Annotated in this window: 26 protein-coding genes; 19 read left to right on the top strand and 7 right to left on the bottom strand. The window is 72.8% G+C overall.

All coding sequences use genetic code 11. The features are described from left to right. Positions 1-29: 29 nt before the first annotated feature. The 7 genes from D7231_RS21470 (at position 30) to D7231_RS21440 (ending at position 6,269) form a co-directional block, all read left to right on the top strand. Positions 30-485 (top strand): hypothetical protein, encoded by a 456-nt coding sequence (locus tag D7231_RS21470; RefSeq protein ID WP_120757097.1) that lies wholly within the window; start codon positions 30-32, stop codon positions 483-485. 239 nt (positions 486-724) lie between these two features. After that, complete coding sequence (locus D7231_RS21465) at positions 725-916, top strand: hypothetical protein (protein WP_120757096.1); 192 nt, start codon at positions 725-727, stop codon at positions 914-916. A gap of 50 nt (positions 917-966) precedes the next feature. Next, on the top strand, positions 967-1,836 hold the full coding sequence (locus D7231_RS21460) for a JmjC domain-containing protein (RefSeq protein ID WP_120757095.1): 870 nt from the start codon (positions 967-969) through the stop codon (positions 1,834-1,836). 76 nt (positions 1,837-1,912) lie between these two features. Further along, on the top strand, positions 1,913-2,833 hold the full coding sequence (locus D7231_RS21455; protein WP_120757094.1) for a JmjC domain-containing protein: 921 nt from the start codon (positions 1,913-1,915) through the stop codon (positions 2,831-2,833). 85 nt (positions 2,834-2,918) lie between these two features. Continuing rightward, complete coding sequence (locus D7231_RS21450) at positions 2,919-4,064, top strand: S1C family serine protease (RefSeq protein ID WP_120757093.1); 1,146 nt, start codon at positions 2,919-2,921, stop codon at positions 4,062-4,064. A gap of 88 nt (positions 4,065-4,152) precedes the next feature. Then, positions 4,153-4,878, top strand: a complete 726-nt coding sequence (locus D7231_RS21445; protein WP_120757092.1) for a response regulator transcription factor — start codon at positions 4,153-4,155, stop codon at positions 4,876-4,878. Further along, positions 4,875-6,269 carry a sensor histidine kinase gene (locus tag D7231_RS21440; protein WP_120757091.1) on the top strand — a complete coding sequence of 465 codons (1,395 nt, stop codon included), beginning with the start codon at positions 4,875-4,877 and terminating at the stop codon, positions 6,267-6,269. The genes D7231_RS21445 and D7231_RS21440 overlap by 4 nt, the downstream gene beginning before the upstream one ends. Before the next feature lie 182 nt (positions 6,270-6,451). Here the strand turns inward: D7231_RS21440 and D7231_RS21435 are convergent, their stop codons facing one another. From D7231_RS21435 to D7231_RS21420, 4 genes are all read right to left on the bottom strand, one after another. After that, on the bottom strand, positions 6,452-7,519 hold the full coding sequence (locus D7231_RS21435) for a threonine aldolase family protein (RefSeq protein WP_199739422.1): 1,068 nt from the start codon (positions 7,517-7,519) through the stop codon (positions 6,452-6,454). A 163-nt stretch (positions 7,520-7,682) separates the two neighbouring features. Beyond that, positions 7,683-8,933 carry an ATP-grasp domain-containing protein gene (locus tag D7231_RS21430; protein WP_120757089.1) on the bottom strand — a complete coding sequence of 417 codons (1,251 nt, stop codon included), beginning with the start codon at positions 8,931-8,933 and terminating at the stop codon, positions 7,683-7,685. 9 nt (positions 8,934-8,942) lie between these two features. Then, positions 8,943-10,196, bottom strand: a complete 1,254-nt coding sequence (locus D7231_RS21425; RefSeq protein WP_120757088.1) for an MFS transporter — start codon at positions 10,194-10,196, stop codon at positions 8,943-8,945. 166 nt (positions 10,197-10,362) lie between these two features. Next, a complete protein-coding gene (locus D7231_RS21420) occupies positions 10,363-10,815 on the bottom strand; it encodes a hypothetical protein (protein WP_120757087.1) in 453 nt (150 codons plus the stop codon). 146 nt (positions 10,816-10,961) lie between these two features. Between D7231_RS21420 and D7231_RS21415 the strand changes: the two genes are divergently transcribed. Continuing rightward, positions 10,962-11,822 (top strand): helix-turn-helix domain-containing protein, encoded by an 861-nt coding sequence (locus D7231_RS21415; RefSeq protein ID WP_120757086.1) that lies wholly within the window; start codon positions 10,962-10,964, stop codon positions 11,820-11,822. Between the two features lie 69 nt (positions 11,823-11,891). After that, a complete protein-coding gene (locus tag D7231_RS21410) occupies positions 11,892-12,320 on the top strand; it encodes a YidB family protein (RefSeq protein WP_241999834.1) in 429 nt (142 codons plus the stop codon). A gap of 62 nt (positions 12,321-12,382) precedes the next feature. Here the strand turns inward: D7231_RS21410 and D7231_RS21405 are convergent, their stop codons facing one another. After that, positions 12,383-14,209 carry a bifunctional metallophosphatase/5'-nucleotidase gene (locus D7231_RS21405; protein ID WP_120757084.1) on the bottom strand — a complete coding sequence of 609 codons (1,827 nt, stop codon included), beginning with the start codon at positions 14,207-14,209 and terminating at the stop codon, positions 12,383-12,385. Between the two features lie 132 nt (positions 14,210-14,341). Here D7231_RS21405 and mshD point away from each other — a divergent pair, with 132 nt between their 5' ends. Then, on the top strand, positions 14,342-15,265 hold the full coding sequence (gene mshD / locus D7231_RS21400) for a mycothiol synthase (RefSeq protein ID WP_120757083.1): 924 nt from the start codon (positions 14,342-14,344) through the stop codon (positions 15,263-15,265). Positions 15,266-15,332: 67 nt separating this feature from the next. On the opposite strand, the gene D7231_RS21395 is transcribed toward mshD, so the two are convergent. Further along, complete coding sequence (locus tag D7231_RS21395) at positions 15,333-15,557, bottom strand: hypothetical protein (protein WP_120757082.1); 225 nt, start codon at positions 15,555-15,557, stop codon at positions 15,333-15,335. 211 nt (positions 15,558-15,768) lie between these two features. Between D7231_RS21395 and D7231_RS21390 the strand changes: the two genes are divergently transcribed. The 9 genes from D7231_RS21390 (at position 15,769) to D7231_RS21350 (ending at position 25,617) form a co-directional block, all read left to right on the top strand. Next, positions 15,769-17,109: a helix-turn-helix domain-containing protein gene (locus tag D7231_RS21390; RefSeq protein ID WP_147449771.1), complete on the top strand. Its 1,341-nt coding sequence runs from the start codon at positions 15,769-15,771 to the stop codon at positions 17,107-17,109. Continuing rightward, a complete protein-coding gene (locus tag D7231_RS21385; RefSeq protein ID WP_120757080.1) occupies positions 17,106-17,660 on the top strand; it encodes a flavoprotein in 555 nt (184 codons plus the stop codon). The genes D7231_RS21390 and D7231_RS21385 overlap by 4 nt, the downstream gene beginning before the upstream one ends. Before the next feature lie 261 nt (positions 17,661-17,921). Next, positions 17,922-18,911, top strand: a complete 990-nt coding sequence (locus D7231_RS21380) for a hypothetical protein (protein ID WP_120757079.1) — start codon at positions 17,922-17,924, stop codon at positions 18,909-18,911. A gap of 56 nt (positions 18,912-18,967) precedes the next feature. Further along, positions 18,968-19,387 carry a GntR family transcriptional regulator gene (locus D7231_RS21375; RefSeq protein ID WP_120757078.1) on the top strand — a complete coding sequence of 140 codons (420 nt, stop codon included), beginning with the start codon at positions 18,968-18,970 and terminating at the stop codon, positions 19,385-19,387. Positions 19,388-19,419: 32 nt separating this feature from the next. Next, entirely contained in the window at positions 19,420-20,355 is a 936-nt protein-coding gene (locus tag D7231_RS21370; protein ID WP_120757077.1) for an ABC transporter ATP-binding protein, read from the top strand. Next, positions 20,352-21,413: a translation initiation factor IF-2 gene (locus D7231_RS21365; protein ID WP_120757076.1), complete on the top strand. Its 1,062-nt coding sequence runs from the start codon at positions 20,352-20,354 to the stop codon at positions 21,411-21,413. Before D7231_RS21370 ends, D7231_RS21365 begins: the two co-directional genes overlap by 4 nt. 226 nt (positions 21,414-21,639) lie before the next feature. Continuing rightward, positions 21,640-24,024, top strand: a complete 2,385-nt coding sequence (locus D7231_RS21360) for an RNA degradosome polyphosphate kinase (protein ID WP_120757075.1) — start codon at positions 21,640-21,642, stop codon at positions 24,022-24,024. A gap of 85 nt (positions 24,025-24,109) precedes the next feature. Then, the gene (locus D7231_RS21355; protein ID WP_120757074.1) at positions 24,110-25,192 is read left to right on the top strand and encodes a CHAD domain-containing protein; all 1,083 of its coding nucleotides are present in this window, start codon (positions 24,110-24,112) and stop codon (positions 25,190-25,192) included. Then, complete coding sequence (locus D7231_RS21350) at positions 25,189-25,617, top strand: NUDIX hydrolase (RefSeq protein ID WP_120757073.1); 429 nt, start codon at positions 25,189-25,191, stop codon at positions 25,615-25,617. Before D7231_RS21355 ends, D7231_RS21350 begins: the two co-directional genes overlap by 4 nt. A 99-nt stretch (positions 25,618-25,716) precedes the next feature. Here D7231_RS21350 and D7231_RS21345 read toward each other — a convergent pair whose 3' ends face one another. Beyond that, complete coding sequence (locus D7231_RS21345) at positions 25,717-26,526, bottom strand: class I SAM-dependent methyltransferase (RefSeq protein ID WP_120757072.1); 810 nt, start codon at positions 26,524-26,526, stop codon at positions 25,717-25,719. Between the last annotated feature and the right edge of the window lie 105 nt (positions 26,527-26,631).

Genomic DNA, 26,631 nt, shown 5'->3' with positions numbered 1-26,631 from the left:
GCCGCGCGCCCCGCCGAGGGAGGAACACCATGACAGGCTCGCTGACCTGCGTCTCCGGTGCGGAAGCCGGCACCCGCCCGCTGTCCGAACTGGCCCTCTTCGTACGGACGCACCGGGGGAGGGGCCCCGGCCTGCTGTGGCCGGAACACGCCGGCCCGGACGACTGGGACCGCCCGCCCGGCGCCCTGGCCGTGCTGCTGGCGCTGCACCTCGGGTGCCCGGTCGGCGAGCTGCCGGGCTTGCCCGTAGAGCCGTCCGCGGGGATGTCCGCCGCACCGTACGACCTCCTGGTCCTCCAGCAGGCCGGGAGCAGCGGGTGGCGGCTCCGCCCGCCGGACCGGCCGGCCGCGGAGGCCGCCGGACCGGAGCTCCGGCTGCGCGCCGGGGAAGTCCTCTACGTGCCCGCCGGGTACGCGGCGGGCGTGCGGCCGGGCCGGGGAGCGCGGGACGTACGGCTGGCCCTGGGGCCGTACGCCGATGCCTGATCGGGCGTCATGTCGGACGTCGTGTCGGGCGTCGTCTCCGGCGTCATAAAGGCGCGTTTTCCCGGTCCCGGGCGTCCGTGACCGGGATCCCGGCACCGCGATCCCGGCACCGTGAATCCGTGACTGTCGCGGCCCCGCCGCCCGGCCCAGGATGGAGCGCAGCGAGACGGCCGGCCCCCGCGCCGCAGGCCTCGCGCCATCCCATCCCGTAGGCACAGCCCGACAGTTGGAGACCCGTCATGGACCAGAACACCGCAGCCCCCGCCGCCCGCCCGCGCACCACCCTGACCCGCAAGGCGGTGCTGTCCGTCGCCGTCGCCGCCGCCGTCGGCGGCGCGATCTTCGCCCCCAACGCCATCGCCTCGTCCTCCTCCGCCCCCGAGACCAAGGTCGAGGCCTCCTGCGGCGGCTGCCCGCTCGACGTGATCTGACGGACCGGATCACGACCGGAGCACAGGAGAAGGCGAGAGGGAGCGGAAACATGGATCGGCTGGAGCGCTGTGTCGCGGACGTGCAGTCCTTCCTGCACACCCACTGGCAGCAGGGGCCCGCGCTGCTGCGCCCGGCCGATCCGCCCACGGAGGTCCTGAGCGCCGCCGACATCGACGGCCTCATCGACGGGGGGCTGCTGCGCGTCCCGTACGCGGCGCTGTACTCCGCCGCGGGCCCGATACCGGAGGAGCGCTACTGCCCGCCCCGGCTCGTCGCGGGCCGGATTCTCGACGGCTGCCTGGACCCCGTACGGGTCCGCTCCCTCATCCGCGAGGAGAACGCCACCCTCCAGCTGCGGTACGTCAACCACTGGCACGCCCCGGTGCGCGCTCTCACCGCCGGCATCGGGGAACGGCTCGGCCGGCTGGCCGAGGCGTTCGTCTTCCAGTCCCACGCCGGGCACCCCAGCGCGGTCCACCGCGACGACGGGGACGTCCTCGTCATCCAGCTGAGCGGCACCAAGCGGTGGCAGGTGTACGGCGGTCCCGCCGACCCCCACTGGCAGCCGGTGCCCGACGCCGACCCCGGCCCGGTCCTGCTCGACACCGACGTCCGGCCCGGCGAAGTCCTCTACGTGCCCGACGGCTTCGCCCACGCGGCCTGTGCGACCGGCCCCGAGCCGTCGCTGCACCTCACCGTCGTCCTCCGCGAGGCCCGCGTCCGCCACCTGCGCGACGAACTCGGCGCCCGGCTCGCCGCGGACCTCGCCCTGCCCGCCCGGCCCCTCGACGACGACCAGCTCACCACGGCCGCGGCCGCCCTCCTCGACCACTTCCGGGCGCGACTGGCCGGCACCACCCCCGAGTCCCTCGTGGGCGCCGCCCGCCGCGCTGCCCACAGCAGCCGGCCCACGGCCTGAACGGCTTGAACAGCCTGAACCACCCCGATCCGACGGAGAGCGAAGCCCCGCTGTGACTGCGACCGCGACTGAGCCCATGACCACGACCACGACTGCGCCCACGGCCGTGAACTGGCTCGAACGATGCGTGGCGGACACCCCGCACTTCCTCGCCGCCCACTGGCGCACCGCACCCGCGGTCCTGCGCCCGCACGATCCGCCCGTCGACGTCTTCCCCCTCGCCGAGCTGGACCGCCTCCTCGACCACGGGCTGCTCAAGGCGCCCTACATCAACCTCGTCCAGGAGCACGGCCAGCTGCCCGCCCACCGGTTCTGCGCCCCCCGGGTCGTCCTCGGCGAAGTGGTCGAGGACTACGCCGACGCCGGGGCGGTGCGCGCCCTCATCCGCGACGAGCGGGCCACGCTCCTCCTGCGGTACGTCGACCAGTGGCACGCGGGCGTGCGCGCCCTCGCCACCGGCGTCGGCGACCTGCTGGGCCGCCAGGTCGAGGCGTTCTACTTCCTCACCCCCGGCGGCACGCAGGGCCGCCCCGTGCACCGCGACGACGCCGACGTCCTGGCCGTCCAGATCAGCGGCGCCAAGCGCTGGCGGGTGTACGGCGGCCCCGCCGACGGCAACTGGGAGCCGCGCCGCGAGGACGGCGACCCCGGCCCCCTCCTCCTCGACACCGTGCTGCGCCCCGGCGAGGTCCTCTACGTGCCCAGGGGCTTCGCCCACCACGCGAGCGCCGTCGGCGACGCCCCCTCCGCCCACCTGTCCCTGACCGTCCGCGAGGCCGGCACGGCCCACCTCTACGCCCTCCTCCAGGCACTCCTCGCCGAGGGCCCCGACCTGGCGGACCGCCCCCTCGACGAGCCGGCCCTCACCGACGCGGCCGGCACCCTTCTGGCCCACTACCGCGACGTCCTGGCCACGATCACTCCGGAGGGCCTCGTCGAGCAGGCCCGCGCGGCGATGCGGGGGGCTCCGGCGGACTCCGGTTCTTCTACCGGGTGACCCTTATACCGAGTGAACAGACTTCTCGGCCCGTTTTCAGTGGTCGCTCAGACAGTTCTCATGTACGGGCCGCAGAGTCATCGGCATGACGGACGACACTCGCCCCTACGGCGCCCAGGAACCCCAGCCGCAGCAGCCCTACGCGTACCCCCGGCCTCCCGCGTACCCGCCGCAGCAGCCGGTCACCACGGCCAGCGGTGTGACCGTCTGGCCCGGGGACGGCGCGGGTGGCGGCAACGGCGGCAACGGCGGTAACGGAGGCGGTGGCGCGGGGTACGCCGGGTTCGCGGATCCGCAGCCGCCGCTGCCTCAGGGCCCGGTGCCCGATCACCGTGGCGGGCGCCGCGCCCGTAAGCCCGTCGCGCTGCTCGCCGCCGTGGCGATCGTCGCCGCCGTTGTCGGCGGCGGGTCGGCGGCCCTGGTGGGCGAGCTGACCAGCCGCGCCGACAACACCAGCCACTCCACGCCCGTCCAGAACGCGTCCTCCAAGAGCGCGGGCGGCGTCGCCGCCGTCGCCAAGGCCGTCAGCCCCAGCATCGTGGAGATCAAGGCGACGACCACCAGCGGTCAGTCCACCGGCTCCGGCGTCGTCATCACCGGCGACGGCGAGATCATCACCAACAACCACGTCATCGCGGGCGCCGACACCGTCCAGGTCTCCTTCAGCGACGGCAGCAAGAAGACCGCCAAGGTCGTCGGCACCGACCCCGACAAGGACCTCGCCCTGATCAAGGTGCAGGGCGCCAGCGGGCTCAAGGCGGCCTCCCTGGGCAGCTCCGGCAGCGTCAAGGTCGGCGACGAGGTCGTCGCCATCGGCTCCCCGGAGGGCCTCACCGGCACCGTCACCAGCGGCATCATCTCCGCCCTCAACCGCGACGTGACCGTCTCCAAGGAGGAGGGGCGCGGCGGGCAGCAGCGCGAGCGCGGCCTCCCGCAGTGGCCCTTCGAGTTCGGCGGCAACCAGTACAACGGCGACACCGGCTCCTCCAAGACGACCTACAAGGCCATCCAGACCGACGCCTCCCTCAACCCCGGCAACTCCGGCGGCGCCCTCATCAACATGAACGGCGAGATCATCGGCATCAACTCCGCCATGTACGCGCCCGGTTCCGGCGGCGGGTCGGGCGACTCCGCGGGCAGCGTCGGCCTCGGCTTCGCCATCCCGGTCGACACCGTCAAGGCCGACCTCGCCAAGCTCCGGGCCGGCGGCGCGGGTGGCGGCAACAGCTGAGCGCGCGGCCGTGCGAGGCTGAGACGCCGCGCGCGGCGCGGCTGAGAGCCCCTGACCGCAGCCCGACCGCATTCGTGAGGTACCGCCGATGAGCCCCGCCGACCACGGCGACCAGCCCGCCCGCATCCTGATCGTGGACGACGAGCCCGCCGTACGCGAGGCCCTGCGCCGCAGCCTCGCCTTCGAGGGCTACGCCACCGAGCTGGCCGTCGACGGGCTCGACGCCGTCACGAAGGTCGCCTCGTACGACCCGGAGCTGATCGTGCTCGACGTCCTCATGCCGCGCATGGACGGCCTCACCGCCGCCCGCCGCCTGCGCGCCTCCGGCGTCACCGTCCCCATCCTCATGCTCACCGCCCGCGACACCGTCGGCGACCGCGTCACCGGCCTGGACGCCGGCGCCGACGACTACCTCGTCAAACCCTTCGAGCTCGACGAGCTGCTCGCCCGCATCCGCGCCCTGCTGCGCCGCAGCGCCTACGCCACCGCCGCGCCCGCCGCCTCCGCCGTCCTCTCCTTCGCCGACCTGCGGATGAACCTCGACACGCGCGAGGTCACGCGCGGCGAGCGGGCCGTCGAGCTGACCCGTACCGAGTTCACGCTCCTCGAACTCTTCCTCGCCCACCCGCGGCAGGTCCTCACCCGCGAGCAGATCCTCAAGGCCGTGTGGGGGTTCGAGTTCGAGCCCTCCTCCAATTCCCTTGACGTGTATGTGATGTACCTGCGGCGCAAGACCGAGGCCGGAGGAGAGCCCCGGCTCGTGCACACCGTCCGCGGCGTGGGCTACGTCCTGCGGGCGGACGGCGCCGAATGATCGCCAGATTCCAGCGGCTGCCGCTCCGCTCCCGGCTGGCGCTGCTGACCGCGGCCGCCGTCGCCGTCGCCGTCGCTGCCGCCGCGGCCGCTTGCTGGTTGCTCACCCGGCAGGAGCTGGAGCATCAGCGGGACACGACGCTGACCAGTGTGCGTGCGGACGACGCCACCGTGAAGGCGCTGCTGCGGAACTGCGGGTCCGTTCCTAGCGGGCCGTCCACCTTGTTCCGGCCCTACACCGTGCAGATCATCACGGGTGAAGGGTTTGTTTGCAGCACCATTGGTAAATCGCCTATCAAGGTGACTGCTGAGGATCTGCTTGTCGCCCAGCGGCAGCAGGAGCAGGCCCTGCACGACGCCCAGGCCCAGGACGGCACGGAGATGCGGGTCGCCACCTCGCCCGGGCCCGTGCCCGGCACTGCCGTCTCCATCGCCCAGCCCCTCCGCGAGATCGACCGGCCGCTCAACGCCCTGGCCGCCGTCCTCGCCGTCACCGCCGGCGTCGGCGTCCTCCTCGCCGCCACCGCCGGCGCGTGGATCGCCCGCGCCGGGCTGCGGCCCGTCGACCGGCTCACCGGCGCCGTCGAACACATCGCCCGCACGGAGGACCTGGCGGTCCGCATCCCCGTCGAGGGCGAGGACGAGATCGCCCGCCTCTCGCGCTCCTTCAACGCCATGACCGCCGCCCTCGCCTCCTCCCGCGACCGGCAGCAGCAGCTCATCGCCGACGCCGGGCACGAGCTGCGCACCCCGCTCACGTCGTTGCGCACCAACATTGATTTGCTCGTGCGGAGTGAGGAGACCGGGCGGCAGATCCCGGCTGATGACCGTAGGGAGCTGCTCGTCAGTGTGCGGGCCCAGATGGCCGAACTGGCTGCTCTCATCGGTGATCTCCAGGAGCTGTCCCGGCCCGACGCCGGGCCCGGCACTGAGCCTGTGCAGGTCGTCGCCCTGCATGAGGCCGCGGAGCGGGCCGTCGAGCGGGCGCGGCTGCGGGGGGCCGGGTTGTCGTTCCGGGTGAGCTTGGAGAGCTGGTACGTGCGGGCCGAGCCGGCCGCGTTGGAGCGGGCGCTGGTCAATTTGCTCGATAACGCGGTGAAGTTCAGTCCGGCGGGTGGGGGTGTGGAGGTTGCTCTGTCTGCCTCTACCGGTGAGCTCACTGTGCGCGATCACGGGCCCGGTATCGCTCCGGACGAGCTTCCGCACGTTTTTGATCGCTTCTGGCGGTCGCCGTCCGCGCGCGCTATGCCGGGGAGCGGGCTGGGGCTGTCGATCGTGGCCCGTACGGTGCGGCAGGCCGGGGGTGAGGTGACATTGCGGGCTGCGCCTGGCGGGGGGACGGTGGCTTCCGTGCGGCTGCCGGGTGCGCCTGTGGCTCCGCCGGCTCTGTAGGGCCGTGGGCTCGTGGGTCGGGGGCGGGGCGGGGCCGGCCCTTCCGGGGCTGCATGATTTACGGCAACCGTCGATGTCAGCGGCGCCCCGAGCGGCGCCGCAAATCACGCTTTACGCCCCTCCCAGGGCCGGCCCCGCCCCGCCCCCTCCCGTTCGTCCTCCGGCTGCTGCGGGTGGTGCGCTTAGGCTGCTGCTCGGCCTGAGGTCGTTACCTTTGCTATTGCCTCCACCGCTTCCGGGATCTGCTCCGTCGTTACGTTCAGGTGCGTCACCACGCGGACCGTCGTCGGGCCGAAGACGCTCACCCGTATGCCGTGGTCCTTGATCGTGCGCTCCGCGAACTCCGCCGCCGTCAGGCCCGTTGCCGAGACGTCGAACAGGACGATGTTCGTCTCCACGTGCTCGGGGTGGATCTCCAGGCCCTCGATCTTCGCGAGCTCCGTCGCGAGGAGGCGGGCGTTCGCGTGGTCCTCCGCCAGCCGGTCCACGTGGTGCCGCAGCGCGTAGACGCCCGCCGAGGCGATGACGCCCGCCTGGCGCATGGCGCCGCCCCAGCGCTGCTTCAGCCGCCACGCGCTGTCGATGAACTCCTTTGTGCCGGCCAGGATTCCGCCCACCGGCGCCCCCAGGCCCTTGCTCAGGTCGATGAAGACCGAGTCGAAGTGGTCGGCGTAGGTGCGGGCCGGTATGCCGCTTGCTACTGATGCGTTGAGCAGGCGTGCTCCGTCCATGTGGGTCCACATGCCGCGCTCGCGGGCGATGCTCGTGATCTCCTCGATGCGCTCCAGCGGCCACACCGTGCCGCCGCCCGCGTTGGACGTCTGCTCGATCACGACGCCAGTCGTCGCGGGCGCGTAGCGGCTGGCCGTGCGGATCGCCGCGCGGAACTGCTCGGCCGTGAACACCCCGCGCTCGCCCTCCAGCGCCCGGACGTTGATCCCGCTCAGCGCGGCCGGCCCGCCCACCTCGTAGTTGATGATGTGCGCCGTCGCGTCGGCCAGGATCTCGTCACCGGGCCGCGAGTGGACGGCCAGCGCGATCTCGTTGCACATGGTGCCCGAGGGCAGGAAGACAGCGGCTTCCTTGCCGAGCAGTTCGGCTGCCATGGCGGTCAGTTCGTTGACGCTGGGGTCCTCGCCCTTCTGCTCGTCACCGATCGGGGCCTCCGCCATGAAGGTGCGCATGGCGGCGGTGGGCAGCGTGATCGTGTCGCTGTAGAGGTCGATGCGGGGGCGCTGGGGAGTGCTCACGTGCATGCTCATTTCGTCAGGTGAAACGTTGATTACAGTGAGTGATCGAGTCCGGGTGTGCTGGACTCGGTTGCCGACCGGCGCTGCGGTGCGTCACCGCAGCGCCGGGGTTCCGGCGGTCCGGGGTCGCCGGTCCGCCGGGTGTGTCAGGGGCCGCTCGGGGCTACGCCTCGTCGCCGAACACCGGCCGCAGGTAACCCGCCGCCGACGCTGCCCGGATGCCCGCCTCGTCCGCGGTCGCGCCCGTGCACCACAGCGTTCCGTACTCGCTCCGCTGGTCCTTCGCGTCCGGCAGGACGTCGCCGGCCCGCGCCGTGATCCGGATGTCGCGCAGGCCCGGCACCCGGTCGGCCAGTTCGCGGCCCGCGACGTCCTCGAAGCGGCCGCCGCGCTTGGCGTAGAGGGCCTGTTCCGCGGCCGCGCCCACCGGCGCGGGGGCGTTCACGGGCTCGCCCAGGTACGAGGCGATGACGCCGTCGAACACGTTCCAGTCGAGCGCGGCCGAGACCATCGTGGAGACGTTGCGGCCGGCGAAGCGCGGGTTGAACTCCACGACCTTCGGGCCCTCGGCCGTGAGCGTGAACTCGATGTGCGCCGGCCCGTTCTCGTACGCCATGAGGCGCGCCAGGTCCGCGCAGATCCGCTCGATCTGCTCGTGCGCCTCCGGGGAGAGGTCCACCGGGAAGCGGATGGCGAGCTCCATGAAGTACGGCAGCTCGCTCATGATGCGGTCGCTGATGCCGAGGACGTGCGGGACGCCGCCCGAGTACAGCACCTCGGCGCTGACCACCGGGCCGATGAGGAACTCCTCGACGAGCGGCACGCCGTCCTGCCCGTCGGACTCGTCGCGCACCTCCGGGAAGTGCCAGCGCAGCTCGTCGGCGTCCGCGGCGGAGACGACGCCGTAACTGCCCGTGCCGATCGAGGGCTTGAGGACGACGGGGTAGCCGGTGGCCTCGGCGGCCGCGAGGGCGCTGTCGACGTCCGGGGCCGCGGTGCTGCGCGGCGCCGGGACCGACACGGCGGCGCAGGCCCGCCGGAAGGCGTGCTTGTCCTGCGTCAGCCGCACCGAGGCCGTGGGCAGGAAGGGGATGCCCAGCTTCTCCGCCGCGGTGGCGGCCGGCAGCAGGTACTGCTCGTTGGGGGCTATCAGCGTGAACTCGCCGCCGCCCAGCAGCTCCTGGAAGAGCTCGGTCAGCTCCTCCGTGTCGCGCGTCTCGCGGACGTGCACCTCGACCGGGCCCCCGTCCAGGAGGTGGCGGAGCGGGTCGTTCGCGTACCGGCCCTTGTCGCGGGTGATGAAGGTGACGCGGTCCGCCCGGCGGACGGCTGCCTCGACGAGGCGCAGGCCGGTGCCGCTGGTGAGGGCTTCGACGATGACGATGTGTTCGGCGTGGTCAGCTCGATCGGCCATGGTGCCGGCTCATTTCTTGACGGGGTCGGCGCGATCGGCTCGACCTGCTTCATCGGTGCGAACGGTCTTGGCTGTGGGCTGGGGGAGGGGTGCGGTGCGGCTCGGGGCCAGGATTACTGCCACTGCCGTGAGCAGCGTGAGCGCCGCGGCGACTATGAACGGCGCTCCGCCCGTCCACGCGCTGTCCGAGCCGCCCGCCACCGCGGTGCCCAGCGCCCCGCCCGCGGACTCGGCCACGCCCCACACCAGCCCCGCGAAGCCGAAGGCGGCGAAGCTGTTCCCCTCGGCCTTGCGGGCCATGATGCTGTCCGCCGCGGGCGACCACACGAGCTCCGAGAACGTGAACACCGCCGCGCCCACGAAGACGACCGGCCAGGCCGGCCCCCGCCCGGGCACGAACAGCACGAGCCCGGCCGCCAGCAGCACCATGCCGAGTGCGATGACGGCCCGGTCGCCGCGCCTGCCCGCGAGGCTCTGCATGCGCCGGGCGACCACGCCCTGGAACAGCACGATCAGAACGGCGTTGACGAGGAACAGCATGCTGATGACACCCGGCGAGACGGACGTCCCCACGTACATCGGCAGCACGTTGGCGAACTGCGCGTACGCCAGCCACAGCGTCGCCGTCACGCACGACCACAGCAGCACCTGGCGGCTCGGCAGCCCGAAGCGCGCCGCGCCCTTCTCCGGGGGCGTGGCCGTCACGTCGCCCGGCGCGCGGGCGGCCAGCACGGCCGCCACCGCGAACACCCCGGCCGGGATCAGCGGGAACGCGCGGCCGGTGGCGGACATCAGCCAGCCCCCGGCCACGGGGCCGAGCGCAGCCCCGCCGTTGATGGCCGCGTTCAGCCGGCCGAACGCCGCCAAGCGGGTCGTCTCGTCACAGCCGTTGGCGATGAGCGCCTTGGTGCCGACGTTGGCGCACGAGACGGCGGTGCCGTTCACGGCCAGGACGGCCAGCCAGGTCACGGCGTCGTCGAGGCGCAGCGCGGCGGGCACGAGCATGACCGCGCCCGCCACCGCGTAGCCGCCCACGAGGACGGCCCGGAGCCGGAAGCGCACGACGACGAACTGCATGTAGACCGCGCCGGCCCGCATGCTCAGCAGGTGCACGCCGACGGCGGCCGCCGCGAGCCCCACGGGGATCCCCAGCGTGCCGTGCAGCCAGATCGCGAGGAACGGCGAGATCACGTAGTACGCGGCACTGCCGAGCGCCCGGGACGCCAGGGCGGACTTCATCGCGGCATTCATGGCGGACTGCATGACCGTACGGTTCCTCGGGTCGGCGGTGGGCCGCCGCGCTCCCCTCCTCGGCCCGGCAGCCGTTGCACACACAAGCACATACCGTACGGTCTGTTCAATGGATCAGGGTGTGACCTGTCCCTCTGTCATGTTTTTGCAAGGAAGATTGATTTTTATGCCTTCACTTTTACGGGTGTGGTGCGTGAAGTTCCGATGAACGCGTGATTGCGTGGCCTTGACCGTCAATACCGGTGCGGTCACCATCATTTCCGGCAGTTCCCGGATCCTTCGCCCCTGTGGGGGCAAGCGGGCCATCTAGCGTGGTCGGCATGTCATGCGCTCCGCGAAACCGGGACGACCACGCGACGGCAGCGGCCTCCCGCCCCCGGCCGTACGACACCGTGATCCCCACCCCGAGCGGCGGCAGGTGCGTGAGCCGCAGCGACGCGGGTGCCTCGGAGCCCCGGTAGCCCCGGGTCAGCAGTTTCGCCACCAATTCCGCGGCTTCGTCGGCCAGTTCCGTAAGGGCGTACGCCTCCAGGACGGTGCGGACGGTGGACTGCGCGACGGTGGCGGACCGCGGGTCGTCGGGCAGGTCGAGCGTGTACGACCAAGGGGTCTGCGGCGATACCGTGGCCATGCTGGCTCCTCTGACGAGCGAGGCCGGGCGAGCAGGGTGAATGGCGCGGCTCACCACCGTACGCCGTCCGGCCAAAGGTATTTAGCGGTGCCGGCAGAACTACTTCAGTAAGCACCCATGTGGGTGACGCGCGGGAGAGGCGAGAGGTGCCGGTGAGGAACAGCCCGACGGCGCGTCAGCTCCGGCTCGGTGCCGAGCTGCGCAAGCTGCGCGAGCGCGCGGGGCTCACATCGACCGAGGCCGGACGGCTCCTCGGCACCAACCAGGCCCAGATCAGCAACATCGAGGCGAGCCGCTACGGAGTGAGCGCCGAACGCCTGCGCGCCCTCGCGCGCAACTACTCGTGCTCCGACGAGGCCCTCGTCACCGCCCTCATCGACATGGCCGGCGAGCGCAAGCGCGGCTGGTGGGAGGAGTACCGCGAGATCCTCCCCGCCGGGCTGCTGGACCTCGCCGAGCTGGAGCACCACGCCGTGGCGCTGCGCGCCTCGTACGTCGCCCACCTGCCCGGGCTGCTCCAGACCGCCGAGCACTGCCGCGAGATCTTCCGGCAGGTGGTGCCGCCCCTGTGCCCGCCGGAGGTCGAGCACCGCGTCTCGCACCGCATCAAGCGCCAGGCCGTCCTCTACCGCGAACGCCCCACCCCGTACACGGCGATCGTCCACGAGGCCGCGCTGCGGATGCGCTTCGGCGGGCCCGCGGTCGCGCGGGCGCAGCTGCGGCACATCCTCGGCATGAGCGAGCGCGAGCACATCAAGGTCCTGGTGATCCCCTTCGACGCGGGCGCGTTCCCCGGCTCCGGGCAGTCGACGCTGTTCGCGGTCGGCCCCGTGCCGCAGCTGGACACCGTGCACGTCGACCGCGAGCACGGCTCGGAACTGGTGGACGCGGCCGCCCAATTGGACCGCTACCGCATGGTGCTCGACCGCATGGAGTCCGTGGCCCTCGGCGAGGAGAGGTCCCGGGACGTGATCCTGGGCATCGTCCGCGGCCTGGAGGGAAGGTGACCCGACGGCAGGTGAACGGGTGAATCGTGCTCCGGGCGGGGCGTCCGGGGGTATGGGTCTGCTACCGAGGTGATCGAGGAGGCGGCGGCGATGGGCAATGAGCTGGGAAGTCTGCTGGGCGGGCTGCTCGGCGGCGGGGAGGCCGGCAAGGGCGGCAATCTGCTGGCCGCGCTGCTCACCTCGCTCGGCGGAGCCGGCACGCACGGCGCGGGCAGCAATCCGCTCGGCGCGCTGATCGACACCCTCAAGGAGGGCGGCCTGGAGCAGAAGGCCGACTCGTGGGTCGGCAAGGGGGCGAACCAGGAGGTCAGCGGGCCGGAGGTCGCGCAGGCCCTGCCGTACCAGGCGCTCGACCACGTGGCGCAGCAGGCGGGCGTGACCCCGGAGGAGGCGGCGGATCAGCTCGCGCAGACGCTGCCGCAAGCGGTGGACAAGCTGACTCCGTCCGGCGAGGTGCCCGAGGGCTCCCTGGAGGACCTGATCCGGCAGCAGTCGTGACGCGGAAGTCGTGAGGCGGCGGGCGGCCCCGGTGTGCTCCGGGGCCGCCCGCTCCCCGAGGGTTACTTGATGACCGTGATGCGGTCGGCCGCCGGCGGGGCCAGCGGGGTGGCCTTCGACGAGTGGGCCGTCAGGTATGCGTTGAAGACGTCCAGGTCGGACGCGCCGACGCGCTTGTTCGTGCCCTCCTTGAAGGCGGGGAAGCCGTCGCCGCCGCCCATCAGGAACTCGTTGCCGGCGACGCGGTAGGTCTTCGCCGGGTCGATGGCGGTGCCGTTCAGCTTGACCGACGAGGCCGGGACGCGCTCGGCGCCCTTCTTCGTCAGGTCCAGGGTGTAGGTCAGGCCCCTGCTGATCTGGAGGATCTTCGGCTGGGCCTCGTTCGGGCCGCTGACCTGCTGCTGGAGCGCGGCGATGACCTGCGCGCCGGTCAGGTCCTTCGACTGCATCATGTTGGTGAACGGCTGGACCGTGAACGACTCGCCGTACGTCACGACGCCGTCGCCCTCACCGGCCGACGCCTTGAAGGCCAGGTCGGAGCGGATGCCGCCGGGGTTCATGAAGGCGATCTGCGCGCCGCCCTTGTCGGCCGGGGCGAGGGCCTCCAGCTGGGCGTCGGCGATGACGTCGCCGAGCGGCTTCTCGTACGCCTCGGAACCGCGGCCGTTGATGTCACCGGTGATGTAGCCGACGGGCTTGTCGGCGACCGGCGCCGCGAGCTTCTTCCAGTGGTCGATGAGCGCGGTCATGTCCGCGGCCTTGGGCTGATTGCGGTCCACGACGTGGTTCGCGGTGCGCGGGTTGTTCGCGGCGGGCTTGCCGTACGCGCTCTTCTTGACCGGGGTGCGGACGATGTCCTTGGTGCGCCGGTCGTAGGTGAGCGTGGTGTCGGTGTACAGACGGCCGAAGGAGGCGGCCGAGGTCACCGTGCGCGGGGCGCCGGACGGGTCCGGGATGGTGCAGGCGTAGGCCTGGTGGGTGTGGCCGGTGACGAAGGCGTCGACCTTCGGCGTCACCTTCTTGGCGATCTCCACGATCGGGCCCGAGATGCCGGCGCCCGCCCCCGGGGTGTCGCAGTCGAAGTTGTACGCGCCGGAGGCGGGCATGCCGCCCTCGTGGACCAGCGTGATGATCGACTTCACGCCCTGGCGGTCGAGCTCCTTGGCGTACTTGTTGATCGTCTCGACCTCGTCGGCGAACTTCAGGCCCTTGACGCCCTCGGCGGTGACGACGTCCGGCGTGCCCTCCAGGGTGAGGCCGATGATGCCGATCTTCACGCCCTTGTGCTGCCAGACCGTGTACGGCTTGAGGATCGGCTTGCCGGTCTTCTCGTCCAGGACGTTCGCGGCGAGGTAGGGGAAGCGGGCGCCCTTGAAGGTCTTGCCCTGCTCGGCGCAGCCGTCCTTCGGGTGGCAGCCGCCGCGCTGCATCCGCGTCAGCTCGGCGCGGCCCTCGTCGAACTCGTGGTTGCCCACGGAGGTCGCGTCGAGGCCGATCTTGTTCATCGCCTCGATGGTCGGCTCGTCGTGGAAGAGGCCGGTCATCAGCGGGCTGGCGCCGATGAGGTCGCCGGCCGCCGCGGTGATCGAGTACTCGTGGCCCTTGCGGGCGGTGCGCAGCGAGTTGGCGAGGTACTCCACGCCGCCGGCGGGTATCGCCTTCGTCGTGCCGTCGGGCTGCGCCTCGGTGACGGTGCCCGACGAGCCCTGCGGCGGTTCGAGATTGCCGTGCAGGTCGTTGAAGGAGAGCAGCTGGACGTCGACCGTACGGCCGTGCGTGCGGGCGTCGGCCGGGACGGCGGTGGCCAGGACCCCGGCGGTGGCGGCGAGCGCGGCGGCGGTCGCGGTCAGCCGTCTCGCCAGGCGCTTGCGTGGCGGCGTCGCGTGCATGTGTTCCCCTTTATGCAGGTTTGCGTACGAGAGGTGGACGGAATGGTCAGCCGCAGCGTAGATCAACCCGCGTAGAACGTCAGGACCGTTGGCTGTGCGGGTTCGGCGTCACCCGCGTCGTAGGCTCGCACCATGAGCGACGTCACGAACAACGCGAACGGGCAGCGGTCCATCGAGGTGCTGGACGAACTCGCACCCGAGGCCGCGCAGGCCGTGCTGCGGCTGATCGCCGAGGCGGCGGAGGCCGACGGGCAGCCGGCCGTCTCCGAGCAGGGCCGGCTGCAGCTGAAGGGGCGCCGGCCGGGCGTCCGGCACGTGCTGCTGCGCACGAACGACGGGCTGCTCGTGGGCTACGGCCAGCTGGAGGACAGCGACCCCGTCGAGGCGCCCGCGGGCGAGCTCGTCGTCCACCCCTCGCAGCGGGGCCGCGGGCACGGGCGGGCGCTCGGCACGGCACTGCTCCACGAGTCGGGCAAGCGGCTGCGGGTGTGGGCGCACGGCGGGCACCCGGCGGCGCGGCACCTCGCACAGGTGCTGGGCATGAGCCTCTTCCGCGAGCTGCGCCAGATGCGCCGCCCCCTGCACGACCTCGTCCTCCCCGATCCGGTGCTCCCCCCGGGCGTGACCGTGCGCACCTTCCGCCCCGGCGAGGACGACGCCGAGTGGCTCGCCGTGAACGCGGCGGCCTTCGCCCACCACCCGGAACAGGGCTCGCTCGTCCAGCGGGACCTCGACGACCGCAAGGCCGCGGACTGGTTCGACCCCAAGGGCTTCTTCCTCGCCGAGAAGGACGGCCGCGTCATCGGCTTCCACTGGACGAAGGTCCACGCCGACGAGGGCCTCGGCGAGGTCTACGTCCTGGGCGTGGCCCCCGGCGCCCAGGGCGGCGGCCTCGGCAAGTCCCTCACTACCCTCGGCCTCCGCCACCTGGCGGCCCAGGGCCTCCCGGCGGCGATGCTGTACGTGGACGCCGACAACGCGGCGGCGGTGGCGGTCTACGAGGGCCTGGGCTTCCAGATCCACGAGACGGACCTGATGTACCGCACGGAGAGCTAGGAGGGGCGGGCGGAGCCTCGGCGGGAAGGGCGCGTCCATGACGGCGCCCGGCCACCGAGGCGAGCCGTCATTCGTACCAATTGAGCGGGACCACCGGACTGATCGGCCGTGCTGCGGGCCGCGGGGAGCGGTCGTCCCGGGCCTTCGCGCTCAACACCTCCGCGTCCGACGCGGGTCGCACGACCGCCGGGGCGGCTTCCCACTCGCGCCCGCCGAGAGGCGGGCGGAGTTGCAGCCGTGGTCCTTCGTGGCCCATCACCTCACCGACCTTGCCCCAGCGGATGTCGATCACGAATGAACCTGTCTGGGGTACTTGATCGGCGGAGCGGCCGGACGGGGTGAGACCTTCGGTGTCTGGATTTCTCATGCGGATAGAACATCGCTCGGAGAGGCCGCGGACCAGGTCGCATCGACGGCCGCTTGGGCGGACACATTGCAGGACATTTCCAGGTGCCGCTCCAACTGGTGGACTACTTTGAGCAGCACAGCGTTGGGGGGCGGTCATGGCGGACACGCCAGGAAACCCGTTGTTCGTACGGGCACGCATTGCTCAGGGGCTGCACACACAGGAGGAATTCACCGAAGCGTTCGAGGGTGCGGCGCGTGAACTGGGGTTCAAGCTGACGGTCTCGGTGCGGCAGGTCCGTCGCTGGGAATCCGGGAAACCGGGCTGGCCGCACCCTTCTGCGCGCACGGTCCTTCAGGCACTTCTCCGGAGCCCCGTCGAAGAGCTGGGTTTCGCTCGGCCGGTTCGGAACGTCGGGGAAGCCGTCGCGGCGACCACGCCGCACGATGGTCCCGTGAAGAGACGCGACTTCGTCACCTACTCGCTTGCCGCGGTCGGTGCGGTGAGCGTTCCTGTTTCGCCTGACGAGATCCTGACCCAGGACATGGCCGATCCGCTGGACCGGTTGCGCTCCGTTCTCACGGGTGGTGGCGCGGAGTGCAGGAAAGAGCCGAGTCACCCCAAAGCTCTGGCGCAAGCGTCCGCTTCAGCGAAGCGGCAGATCCAGAAGTGCCACTACTCCAGCGTGGCCAGAGGTCTGCCGGACTTACTCGTCGAACTGGAGCCACGGCACGGATCAGCCGAAGAACGGCGGCAGCTTGATCGCGTCGCCGTCGAGGCGTACCACGTGGCTTCCTCTCTCCTGTTGAAAAACGATGACGCGCCGTCCGCCTGGATCGCTGCCGAGCGGTCCATGGCAGCGGCTCGCCGGACGGCGGACGCGGCGGCCATCGCTTCGGCTTCACGCATTCTGGCCCACGCCGTGACGGCAGTGGGCCATCACCGGCAAGGAGTCGGTGTCGCTGTCCGGGGCGCGGACGAGGTCTCCGGCAGCGTGTCCCGGTCCAGTCCGGGCATGGTCGCAGTCTTCGGCGCCCTGTTGCTGCGAGGGGCGTGGGCGGCCTCGGCGGCCGGCGACAGGGACATGGCCGAAGCGCTCTTGAACGAAGCCGGGCGGGCTGCCGAACTACTGGAAGATTCGAACCTCCAGGGGACCGCGTTCGGACCGAACAACGTTCTTCTGCACAGGGTCTCCATCGCCCTCACCCTCGGGGATGCCGGCAGGGCACTCACGGAGGCACGGAAGGTGAGCGTTCCCACGCTGGCTGTCGCGGAGCGGCGTGCGGTCTTCTGGACAGATGTTGCTCGTGCCCTGCACTCCTGCGGGAGAACCGAGAAGGCCACGGCTGCCCTGCTGGCAGCTGAGGGAGAGGCTCCGGAAGAGGTACGGTCCCGGCCTGTGGTCCGGGAACTGATCGGGGAACTGCTGATGCGGGATCGAGGCGGCCGTGTGCCCGTGCTGCGTTCCCTGGCGTCGAGAGCACAGGTGACCGTATGAGCCCCGGCCGGGTGCTGTATCTGATCGTTTGCGCGGCGGGCCCCGCCGGGGACGCCGTACGGGCGGTGGTCGCCGCGAAGGACCGCGGCTGGGACGTGTGCGTGATCGCCACTCCGGCCGCTGCCGAAGGCGACTTCATCGATCGGCCCGCCCTGGAGTCCGCGTCGGGGCGGCCCGTGCGGAGCACGTGGCGCCGGTCCGGCGAGGAGAAGCGCAACCCTCCGGCGGATGCCGTCGTCGTGGCGCCGATGACCATGAACACGGCCAACAAATGGGCCGCCGGGATCGCCGACACGTACGCCCTCGGCCTGGTGGCCGAGGCCGTAGGGCTCGGGCTGCCCGTGGTCGCCCTGCCCTTCTGGTCGACGGCCCTGGACTCCCATCCCGCCACGCGGCGCGCTGTGGAGACCTTGCGCGGCGCCGGTGTCCGGGTGTTGTACGGAGCAGGCGCATGGGTGCCCCACGCCCCCGGTACGGGGGAGGAACGGCGCGCGTCGTATCCGTGGGACCTTGCGCTGGACGCCGTGGAGAGGCTGTTACCTCGGGGCTGATCGGGCCGGCTCAGCCGCCCACCGGCGGCGTCGGCGGCGCGCAGCCTACGGGACTGCCGAGCTCGTCGATCCGGTCTAGGGAGGCGATTCACCCGGTGGGGGCGGAAGTTGGCCCGCCGTGGCGTGTTCGTGTGCGTTTGCGGCTAGCGTGCGCGCATCGGGTTGCCTCGTTCAGAAAGCGAGGCGGCCCCCGGCGGTGCTAGCAACACCGAGCCGAGGGCCTACACCCACAAGGAGAGCTCAAGCAAAGGCTCCTCACTGATGCTCAAGCATGCTATCCCTCCCGCGTCCTTCTTCACGCAAGTTCCCAACGAGATCCTCCGCCACCCCCGGCTGTCCTCCGACGCCGTCCGGCTTCTGACCTGGCAGTTATCTCTGCCGGACGGTGCGAACGAGCCGCTGTCGAAGACCGCGGAGCGCGCGGGGATCAAGAAGATTGCCTTCCTTCGGGCGAAGCGCCAGCTCCTGGGCGAGGGCTACCTCCACGAGTGGCGGCTCCAGGGTGAGGGTGGACGGTGGTCGACGACTCAGCTGGTGTCGAGCGTGCCGCTGTCCGCGGAGGAGGCGCTGGCCGTGCGGGGCGGCGGGCCGCCGACGGGCGGGATTCCGGCCGCCGGTGAGCCGACCGGCCGGTCCGTCGGCCGTTACCCCAAAGACAACAACGGTGAGAACAGCTGCCACCCTCCCTCCCCGGCGGCCGGGGAGACGGCCGAGCAGGCGGCCGGGCAGGCGGCGGACCCCCCTCCCGAGTGGACCGGGCCCCCCGCGCCTCTGATCGAGCGCGGGGCCCGGGCGCTGGCAGCCGTCGCCCGCGCCGAGCGGCGGCTGCGACTGTCGGCGCCGGACGTGGCGCGGCTGGCGCCGCTGGCGGGGGAGTGGTTGCAGCGGGGCGTCCCGATGGCGGAATTCCGTGAGGCGCTGACCGCCCGTCTCCCCCGGGTGGTGCATCATCCGGCGGGCCTGGTCCGGGGCCGGCTGGTCCGTAAGATGCCCCCGGCTCCGGCGTTCGCCGCGCAGCGGGCCTCGATGCCGCAAGTGGGCGGGGCGCCGCCGCCACGGGTGGCGGGGATGCGGGAGTGCGGAGGCGATCATGTTCAGCCGCGGCTGTTCCGGCCCGTAGCGGACGAGGTCCTGTGCCGGGAGTGCTGCTGTGACGCGCCCGCCGTGCCCGGTGCCGTGGCGGCCGCGCTGCGGGGAGCGGGCGCCGTCCGGGCGGCCCTGCGCGGGGGCGGCGGGGCGGTCCCCGTTTGACAGGTCACACCCCCGTCCCGCACCCTTTCACTAGTCAAGTAGTGAAAGGGGCCCGCGTGGTCGAGTTCCGCATCGACCGGCGCAGCGGGGTCGCCACGTACCTCCAGATCGTCCAGCAGGTCAAACAGGCGCTCCGGCTGGGGCTGCTCGCGCCCGGGGACAAGCTGCCCACGGCCAAGGAGGTCGTCGCGGCCACGGCGATCAACCCCAACACCGTCCTGAAGGCCTACCGCGAGCTCGACCGCGAGGGGCTCGTCGAGGCGCGGCCGGGGCTCGGGACGTTCGTGCGGCGCTCGCTGGCCCGGCCGCAGGCCGCCGCCGGTTCCCCGCTGCGGGCCGAGCTGGCCGACTGGATGCACCGCGCCCGCGAGGCCGGCCTCGACCGTGAGGACGTCGCCGCGCTGCTCGCCTCCGTGCTGGAGGACGGGTTCGACGGGCCCGCGGGGGCGGCGGGGGCCGCCGGAACAGCAACGTAGAACGTAGGCAGGACGTAGGGGGAGCGGATCGGATGACCGGCCTGACGTACCAACCCGAGCGGACCGCCCTGGAGGCCGTCGGCCTCGGCGTGCGCCACCGGCGCCGCTGGGCGTTGCAGGACTGCTCCTTCCGGCTGCCCGCGGGCCGGGTCTGCGCGCTCGTCGGGCCCAACGGCGCGGGCAAGTCCACGCTGCTGTCGCTCGCCGCGGGGCTGACCCGCCCCACCAAGGGCTCGCTCACCGTCTTCGGCGGCCGCCCGGGCGCCGCGGACGTGCGTCCGCGTGTCGCCTACCTCTCCCAGGACAAGCCGCTCTACCCGCAGTTCACGATCGCCGACACCCTCCGCATGGGCCGCGAGCTCAACCCCGGCCGCTGGGACCAGGCCGCCGCCGAGGCCACGGTCGCCGACGGCGGGCTGTCGTCCGGCGCCCGCATCGGCGACCTCTCCGGCGGCCAGCGCACCCGCGTGGCCCTGGCCCTCGCCTTCGGCAAGCGCCCCGACGTCCTGCTGCTGGACGAGCCGATGGCCGACCTCGACCCGCTCGTGCGGCACGAGATGACGGCGGCCCTCATGACCCAGGCCGCCGGGAACGCCACCACCGTCGTGATCGCCTCCCACGTCCTCGCCGAGCTCGACGGCGTCTGCGACTACCTGCTGCTGATAGCCGACGGCCGGGTCCGGCTCGCGGGCGAGGTCGAGGACCTGCTCGCCGCGCACACCGTCCTCGTGGGCCGCCACGAAGGCCCGGACCTGCCGCGGGAGTTCGCCGTGCACACCGTCGTCGAGGCCCGCGCCACGGGGCGGCAGCTGACCGCCCTCGTCCGGCCCGACGGCCCGGTCGCCGGGCAGTGGCGGGCCTCCGAGCCCTCCCTGGAGGAGCTCCTCCTCGCCCACCTGCGCACCCCGGGCGCGCCCCCGCTCCTCGCCCCCAGCGCCGAACCGCGCCGCTTCAAGGCGGCAGCGTGAGCACCACGGCGGAGACCGCCGCCGAGACCGCCGCCGAAGCCACAGCCACAGCCACGACCATCGACCGCGCCGCCCGCCCGCCCCGCTCCCTCGGCGTCGCCTGGGTCGTCTGGCGGCAGCACCGCACCACCGCCTGGATCGCCCTCGCCGTCCTCGCCGCGCTCTGCGCCGAACTCCTCTGGCTGCGCGGCGCGATGACCGCGTACCTCGCGGAGCACGGCCTGAACGTCCCCTGCACCCAGGGCGGTGACGCGTGTGCGGCGCACCAGGCCGCCGCCGAGGGCTTCCTGTCCCGCTACAGCGGCCTGCTCACCTACAACGGCCACGTCCTGGAGTTCCTGCCCCTCCTCGCCGGCATGATCGTGGCCGGGCCCGTGATCGCACGGGAGCTGGAGAGCGGTACGTACAAGGTGGTGTGGACCCAGTCCGTTTCGCCCCTGCGCTGGTTCGCCGCGAAGCTCGCCCTGCCGGTCCTCGCCCTCCTCGCGGGCGCCTCGGTGCTGGCCGCCGTGTACAGCTGGACCTGGTCGTCCGCGCGGCTCCTGGAGCGCGACTGGATCGTGCACGGCCCGCGCTGGTACGAGACGTTCGACGCGCTCGGGCCCGCGCCCGTCGCCGGCGTGCTGGCCGGCTGCGCGCTCGGCGCCCTCGCGGGCCTGCTGGTGCGCCGCACACTGCCGGCCATGGCGGCCACGGCCGCCGCGTGCCTCCTGCTGTACTGGCCGCTGACCGCCGTCCGCCCGTACCTGACGGACCCGGTCACGGAGACCGTCCCGGTGTCGGCCGGCTATCCGCCCGCCGTCCAGGCCGGGGACTCCTGGCGCTACGAGCGCGGGATGACCACCCCGTCGGGCGGGCGCATGCCCGACGCGGGCTGCGCCGTGAACTTCTCGATCCAGCGCTGCGTCACCGACCACGGAGCCACCGGCTGGTACGTCGACTACCATCCGGCATCACACTTCCGGCGCCTGCAATGGACCCAGGCGGGCATCGTGACGGGCGCGGCGGCCCTGCTGGCGGCAGGAGCCGTCCGGCGAGTCCGGCGACTCAGCCCCTGACCTGCGGGTTCCACCGGCCGGGCGGCAAGCCCGGGTCCGCCGCCCGGAGGGCCCCCGGTCGGTTGCCCGCACGACATGTGGGCTTCACCTGCGATTCAACCGCGGTTGCGAGCCTTGCGGAATGCAGCCCGCTGTGCCACCCGCACCCGCTCGAAGGCTCCGCGCCGCCCCCGACGCGCCCGCCGTCGACGCGCCCGGCCCGCCCCCGGCGCGGCACCATGGGAACATGACCCAGTCGTCCAGCGCACAGGCAAACGGCCGGCCGGACCGGCCGCACGGCGAGCGCCTCGCCGAGGCGTACGGGAACCCGCAGCCCTCGGTCGGCTCCATCGCCGCGCACCGGCCCTACGCCGTCGCCGGCCCCGCCGCTTCCCCGGGCCTGGAGCCCGACCTGGACGCCGACCTCGGCCCGTACCCGTACGGTCACGACGCGTACGACGACGACGGCTACGGTCACGACGGATACGGGCACGACGGCTACGGCCCCCGCCCGGCCCGCGAGGCCGGCCGGGACGCCGGCGACGACCCCTACGGCGACGGGCCGCTCCCGCAAGGCCGCTTCCTGGACCGCGAGCGCAGCTGGCTGGCGTTCAACGAGCGCGTCCTGGAGCTGGCGGAGGACCCGGACACCCCCCTGCTGGAACGCGCCAACTTCCTCGCGATCTTCGCGAGCAACCTGGACGAGTTCTTCATGGTGCGCGTCGCCGGCCTCAAGCGCCGCATCGCCACCGGCGTGGCCACCCGCTCCGCCTCCGGGCTCCAGCCCCGCGAGGTGCTGGAGCTGATCTGGACCCGCTCCCGCGAGCTCATGGCCCGGCACGCCGCCTGCTACCAGCAGGACGTCGCCCCCGCCCTCGCCGAGGAGGGCATCCACCTCATCCGCTGGAACGAGCTGACCGACAAGGAGCAGGGCCGCCTCTTCACCCTCTTCCGGCAGCAGATCTTCCCCGTGCTGACGCCGCTCGCCGTCGACCCCGCGCACCCCTTCCCGTACATCTCGGGCCTCTCCCTCAACCTGGCCGTCGTCGTCCGCAACCCCGTCAGCGGGCACGACCACTTCGCCCGGGTCAAGGTGCCGCCGATCCTCTCCCGCTTCCTGGAGGCCTCCCCGCAGCGCTACGTCCCCCTGGAGGACGTCATCGCCGCGCACCTGGAGGAGCTCTTCCCCGGCATGGAGGTGCTCGCGCACCACATGTTCCGCGTGACGCGCAACGAGGACCTGGAGGTCGAGGAGGACGACGCGGAGAACCTGCTCCAGGCCCTGGAGAAGGAGCTCATGCGCCGCCGCTTCGGCCCGCCCGTACGGCTGGAGGTCGAGGAGACCATCGACCCGTACGTGCTCGACCTCCTCGTCCGCGAGCTGAAGATCTCCGACGCCGAGGTCTACCCGCTGCCCGGCCCGCTCGACCTCACCGCGCTCTTCCGCATCGCCGCACTGGACCGGCCCGAGCTCAAGTACCCCAAGTTCGTGGCCGGCACCCACCGCGACCTCGCCGAGGTCGAATCGGCCTCCGCGCCCGACATCTTCGCCGCCCTGCGCGAGCGCGACGTGCTCCTGCACCACCCCTACGACTCGTTCTCCACCTCCGTGCAGGCGTTCCTGGAGCAGGCCGCCGCCGACCCCGACGTCCTCGCCATCAAGCAGACGCTGTACCGCACTTCGGGCGACTCGCCCATCGTCGACGCCCTGATAGACGCGGCCGAGTCGGGCAAGCAGGTGCTCGTCCTCGTCGAGATCAAGGCGCGCTTCGACGAGCAGGCCAACATCAAGTGGGCGCGCAAGCTGGAGGAGGCGGGCTGCCACGTCGTCTACGGCCTGGTGGGCCTGAAGACGCACTGCAAGCTGTCCCTGGTCGTGCGGCAGGAGGGCGACACCCTGCGCCGCTACTCGCACGTCGGCACCGGCAACTACCACCCCAAGACGGCACGGCTCTACGAGGACCTCGGGCTGCTCACCGCCGACCCGCAGGTCGGCGCGGACCTCTCCGACCTCTTCAACCGCCTCTCCGGCTACTCGCGCCGCGAGACCTACCGGCGGCTGCTCGTCGCCCCCAGATCGCTGCGGGACGGGCTCGTCGCCCTGATAGCCAAGGAGGTCGCGCACCACCGCGCCGGGCGGCCCGCGTCCATCCGCATCAAGGTCAACTCGATGGTCGACGAGGCCGTCATCGACGCCCTCTACCGCGCCGCCCGCGCCGGCGTGCCGGTCGACGTGTGGGTGCGCGGCATCTGCGCCCTGCGGCCCGGCGTGCCGGGCCTGTCGGAGAACATCCGCGTCCGCAGCGTCCTCGGCCGCTTCCTGGAGCACTCGCGGGTCTTCGCCTTCGGCAACGGCGGCGAGCCCGAAGTGTGGCTCGGCAGCGCCGACATGATGCACCGCAACCTCGACCGCCGCATCGAGGCGCTCGTCCGCGTCACCGACCCCGCGCACCGGGCCTCGCTCAGCCGGCTGCTGGAGACCGGCATGTCCGACTCCACCGCCTCCTGGCACCTCGGCCCCGACGGCGGCTGGACGCGGCACGCCACCGACGGCGACGGGCAGCCGCTGCGGAACGTCCAGGAGATGCTCATAGACGCCCGGAGGCGCCGGCGTGGCTCAGCAACCCCATGAACCCACGCCCACCGATACGCAATCAGACACGGATACGGGCGCGCTCGCCGCGCTTGAGGACACCGCCGCCGGGGGGCGCGACACGATGACGACGAAGTACCCGGCCGTGCGCACCGCCGCAGGCCCCGCTCCCGCGAGCCTCGCCGGCCCCGCGGGCTCCGCCGGCACGGCGGCCGCGGGCGACGTCCTGGCCGGCTATCTGCACACCCAGGCGGTGGAGTTCCTGCGCAGCCTGCGCCTCCACGGCGAGAGCGGCGCCGACGCCGACGAGGCGGGGGAGGCGGCCCGGCTGCTGCGCCGCTCCGCCCGGCGCATCGCCGGCGCCCTCTACGTCTACCGCCCGCTGACGGACACCGACTGGACGGACCAGATCCGTACGGAGCTGGTGTGGCTGTCGGAGCTGCTGGGGCGGGAGCATGCCTACGCGGCGCGGCTCGCCCGGCTGCGGGGGGCGCTGCACCGGCTGTCCGGCACGGAGGGCGGCGGCGCGGCGGGCTGCGGCCTGACGGTCGGCGCCGCCCGGGCCGGCGCCCTGCTGGAACGGCAGCTCACCCTCGCCCGGACGCGCGCCCACTCCGCCGCCCTGCAAGCGCTCGGCACCTCGCGCTTCCACGCGGTGGCCGACGCCGCGGCCCTGCTCGCCTCCGAGGCGCCCCTCGACCCCGGCGCGCGCGCCGTCCCCGCCCACGACGCCCTGCCCCGGCTCGCCGAGCAGACCCAGCGGCGGCTCACCGAGGCCGTCGACGCGCTCCCGCTGTCCACCGCCGGCCACCCGTACAACGCCGAAGCCCTCGCCCATGGCCTCGCCGCCTCCCCGGCCCCCGACGGGCCGCCCGCCGAGGGACGGCAGGACGCGCCCTGGCACCAGGTCCGGCGGCTCGTACGGCTGCGGCGGTACGCCCAGGAAGTCCTCGACGAACACCTCCGGACCGAGGCCGACCCCGCCCTGTCCGTCCGCCTCCTCGGCGCCGGCCAGGCCCTCGACCGGCACCGCGACGCCGCCGAGGCCGCCGCGGCCGCCGCCGCGGCCGCCCGCACCCCGCGCATCGCCCCGGCCACCGCCTACGCCCTCGGCATCCTCCACGCCGACCAGCGCCACGAGGTCGAGGCCTCACGCTTCGCCTTCGGCCGGATCTGGCAGCGGGTCACGGTGGCGGCGCCGTCATGACGGGGGAGACGACGACGCTGCGGGCCGCCGGCTGCGTGCTGTGGCGGCGGGGGCACGGCGGAGGCCTGGAGATCGCGCTGGTCCATAGGCCGAAATATGGCGATTGGTCGCATCCGAAAGGCAAGCTCAAGCGCGGTGAGGACGCGCTGGGGGGCGCCCTGCGCGAGGTCCGCGAGGAGACCGGCATGGAGTGCGAGCCGGGTGCGGCGCTGCCCACGGCCTTCTACGTGGCGGCCGGCCGCCCGAAGGAGGTCCGCTACTGGGCCGCGCGGGCGACGGAAGGCACGTTCGTACCGAGCCGCGAGGTGGACCGCGTGGAGTGGCTGCCGCCGGGGGAGGCGAGGGAACGGCTGACGGAGGAGCGGGACAAGGAGCTCGTGGACGCGTTGCTGGCGGTGCTGTCCGGCACCGGAGCCGCCGGCTGACCGGCCCGCAAAAATTTTTGCCGCCGCAACGGCGCGAAACCCCCACGGCGAGGGTCCGGCGGAATTTGCCGCCGCATCAGCCCGTACGAGTGGGCCCCGCTAGCCGCGAGGTGCCAGGGCCTCCCACGCCACCGTGACCTCTCCCTGGCGCCACCGGCGCGGCCCGTCCACCACGGGCCAGTCCGCCCGCAGCGCGGCCACCGTACGGATCCACCGCTGCCGGGCGCTCAGCGCGGCGTAGGGCGCCGCGGCGGCCCACGCCCGGTCGAAGTCGCGCAGGAACGCGTGCACCGGCTCGCCGGGAACATTGCGGTGGATGAGCGCCTTAGGGAGGCGTTCGGCCAGGTCGGACGGGGTGTGCAGGGAGCCGAGCCGGGCCGCGAAGGTGACCGTGCGCGGCCCCTCGGGGCCGATCGCGACCCACACGTGCCGCCGCCCTATCTCGTCGCACGTGCCCTCCACGAGCAGCCCGTCCGGCGCGAGCCGCGCCCGGAGCCGGTCCCAGACGGCGGCGACCGCGGCCTCGTCGTACTGCCGCAGGACGTTCGCCGCCCGTATCAGCGCGGGCCGCCGCCCGCCGTCGAGCGGTATCTCGAAGCCGCCGTGCCGGAAGGACAGGCCGTCCCGGGCGTACGGCCGGGCGCCCTCGACGCGCGCGGGCTCGATCTCTATGCCGACGACCGACGCGTCCGCCCGCACCGTGCGCAGCCGCCCGAGCAGCTCGACCGCGGTCCAGGGCGCGGCGCCGTAGCCCAGGTCGACGGCGACCGGGTCGGCGCTGCGGCGCAGCCCGGGCCCGTGGGCGTCGGCTATCCAGCGGTCCATGCGGCGCAGCCGGTTCGGATTGGTCGTACCCCGGGTCACCGCGCCGACGGGGCGGCTGGGGGGAGCGGAGGTGCGTACGGCCATGCCTTCGAGAGTAGGCGCTGGTCAGGGCGGCCGGACACCGGCCGGACGAGGGCTGGGTCACTCTTTGGCAAAGCGGAAATGCGACTCCGCCCCGTGGCGTTGCAC

The sequence above is a fragment of the Streptomyces klenkii genome (assembly GCF_003626645.1).
Lineage (GTDB): Bacteria > Actinomycetota > Actinomycetes > Streptomycetales > Streptomycetaceae > Streptomyces > Streptomyces klenkii.
The sequence above is the reverse complement of the archived record's forward strand: the minus strand, read 5'-3'. Positions and strand labels throughout refer to the sequence as shown.